Consider the following 2,877-nt stretch of genomic DNA (forward strand, 5'->3'; position numbering starts at 1 on the left):
TATTAACTTCAAAGAAAACAATGAATTTTCCTTTTGGTTTATAAGAATCATAATCTAAATAAGCCTCTAAATTTTTATAAATTTCTTTCCGAAAAGCACCCATTCCTCCAGGTATTTCAGAAGATTGATAAACTTTAGAAATATCATAATCTGATTTATAATTTCCGAAAAAATCGTTTGGAAGAAAAGGAAAATCTAAATATGCGGTAACTTTATTTCCATTTTCTTCAGCCGACTGCCAATTTTTTAAACTTCCCAAAGATTGAACTACCAAATCAAAAGCACATTTGTTTTTCTCAATATTTAAGTCGTCACTTTTTTTCTTGATTAAAAATGGTTTTCCAGTTTCATCAATTTTTAAGGTCACAAAATATATTTCATTTTTTTCACAAGGTTTTGCCCCACTTTTTGAGAAAAAACCCTGCATTTCAGCAAACATTTGATTTGAACCACCTTTGTAAGCATCTTGTCCCTCTGGATATTTACTAAGAATTTTTTGAGAAAAAATTGATTCGAAAATTAAAATCAAAAAAAGTGAAACTATTTTCTTCATTTGAGCGGTATATTTTTTTTATGATTACAGATAATTCTCAAATATACACAAGTTTTCTAATTCTCAAAAAACATTTTTTTTAGGCTTAATAATTGTCACCAATACTTTTAGAAATAAGCAAGATTCTCAGTTTCTAGAAAAATTGAAACAAAGACAAATCTGTTTTCTTCGATTTCTTTGCCCAATATCTTTAACAAACTTTAACGAAATCTTACCATTAATTGTGTTGACTGATAACGGGATTTATTAGAAATTTACACTTTAAATTTTAGAAACACTATGTCAGAACTACATCAAGCGGAAGATATTAGACAGTTAACCGAAAAAGTAAGAGAACAGAATTATTTTTTCACCCTTTTGAAACAGGAAATCAACAAAGCAATTATCGGACAGGAATATATGGTAGACCGTTTATTAATCGGTCTTCTGGGAAATGGTCATGTCTTGCTGGAAGGTGTTCCCGGATTGGCAAAAACTTTAGCGATTAAAACTTTAGCAGATGCCGTACACGGTGCTTTTTCCCGGATTCAGTTTACGCCGGATTTACTGCCCGCAGATGTCGTAGGAACAATGATTTACAGCATTAAAGACAATGATTTTTCCATAAAAAAGGGACCAATTTTCGCCAACTTTGTTTTGGCAGATGAAATCAACCGTGCTCCTTCAAAAGTACAATCAGCTTTATTGGAGGCGATGCAGGAAAAGCAAGTAACCATCGGTGATGAAACAATGCCACTTCCAAAACCATTCTTAGTTTTGGCAACGCAGAACCCAATCGATCAGGAAGGAACTTACCTTTTACCGGAAGCACAAAGCGACCGTTTTATGCTGAAATGCACCATTACCTATCCTGACTTTGAAGATGAGAGAACAATCATGAAAATGATTGCATCAGGGCATTCCCCGGAAATCCGCCCGGTCATTACTTTGGAAAATGTAACAGAAGCAAAAAAATTAATCAATCAGATTTATCTGGATGAGAAAATTGAGAAGTATATTTTGGATATGGTTTTCGCAACTCGTTTTCCAGAGAAATATGGAATGCCTGATTTAAAAAGTTATATCAGTTTTGGTGCCTCTCCGAGAGCTTCTATTAATTTATCGATTGCAGCACGGGCGATGGCTTTCTTAAAAAACCGTGCTTTCGTAATTCCGGAAGATGTGAAAGAAATAGCAAAAGACGTTCTGCGTCACCGTATCGGACTAAGTTTTGAAGCCGAAGCCGAGGAAATTACTGCCGACCAGATCATCGATAAAATCCTGGGGAAAATTCAAGCACCTTAAATTAAGGTAACAATTATCAGTGTAACAGTTTACCAATAAATTTAATCATTAAAGGAGATTGTTGCATTGTTAAATTAAAGACATGCAGATCAAAGACATCATTAAAAAAGTAAAACAAATTGAAATCCGAACTCGAAAGAAAACGGATGCTACATTGATGGGCCAATATCATAGCGCTTTCAAAGGTCAGGGAATGACTTTTTCAGAAGTCCGTCCTTATCAATTTGGTGATGAAATCCGAAGAATTGACTGGAATAAAACCGCCCGTTTCCGCGAACCTTTTGTGAAAGTAATGGAAGAAGAACGCGAACTCACGCTGATGCTTTTGGTGGACATTTCCGCTTCCATGGATTACGGAACGCAAACCCAATTAAAACGAGAATTCGTTGCAGAGATTGCAGCAAGTATCGGTTTTTCCGCCGCTGGCAATAATGACAAAGTAGGTTTGATTCTATTTGCCGATAAAGTTTATAAAGTCATTCCTCCACAAAAAGGGCGAAAACATATTTTAGCAATTATAAGCAATATTTTGTCTGCAGAATATATTCCGGCAGAAGCAAAAATTGACAAAGCTTTAGAATACATGATGAGCGTTTTCAAAAAGAAATCATTGATATTTATGTTCTCAGATTTTGAAGATTCTTATGATTTAAAAATGCTGAGAGTTGCTTCTCGAAAACATCAATTATTGGGCTTAAGAGTTTATGATGAAAAAGATAATGAAATCCCTGATGTCGGTTATGCCCTTTTTAAAGATGCAGAAACGGGAAAACAAATTTGGGTCAATACCTCCAATGCCAGATGGCGCTATGATTTTGCGGAACACCAAAAACAAAAAATAAGAAACGTAACTGAAGATTTTGAAAGTTCTTCTGCAGGTTTTATTAATATGAATACCGGCGAAGATTATGTTAAGTTTTTGTATCAATATTTTAGAAAAAGATAACATGAACAAAGGCGAAATCATTATTTACCAAACCAAAGACGGCAAAACTTCCATCGATGTAAAAATGGAAGAAGAAACGGTTTGGCTTAATCGC

Annotated in this window: 3 protein-coding genes; 2 read left to right on the forward strand and 1 reads right to left on the reverse strand. The window is 34.5% G+C overall.

The window, feature by feature from the left end; translation table 11 throughout:
* A partial coding sequence (locus WBY99_RS08530) for a hypothetical protein (RefSeq protein WP_423975906.1) occupies positions 1-553 on the reverse strand: 553 nt, incomplete at its 3' end.
* A gap of 279 nt (positions 554-832) precedes the next feature.
* Between WBY99_RS08530 and WBY99_RS08535 the strand changes: the two genes are divergently transcribed.
* A complete protein-coding gene (locus tag WBY99_RS08535; RefSeq protein WP_423975907.1) occupies positions 833-1,837 on the forward strand; it encodes an AAA family ATPase in 1,005 nt (334 codons plus the stop codon).
* Positions 1,838-1,919: 82 nt separating this feature from the next.
* Positions 1,920-2,783 carry a DUF58 domain-containing protein gene (locus WBY99_RS08540; RefSeq protein WP_423975908.1) on the forward strand — a complete coding sequence of 288 codons (864 nt, stop codon included), beginning with the start codon at positions 1,920-1,922 and terminating at the stop codon, positions 2,781-2,783.
* The last annotated feature ends 94 nt before the right edge of the window (positions 2,784-2,877 follow it).

This window comes from Kaistella sp. (assembly GCF_049588135.1).
GTDB lineage: Bacteria > Bacteroidota > Bacteroidia > Flavobacteriales > Weeksellaceae > Kaistella.

Bases quoted from the DNA above. Each gene is read 5' to 3' on its own strand.
- WBY99_RS08535 (WP_423975907.1), top strand. From the start codon at position 833: ATGTCAGAACTACATCAAGCGGAAGATATTAGACAGTTAACCGAAAAA.
- WBY99_RS08540 (WP_423975908.1), top strand. From the start codon at position 1,920: ATGCAGATCAAAGACATCATTAAAAAAGTAAAACAAATTGAAATCCGA.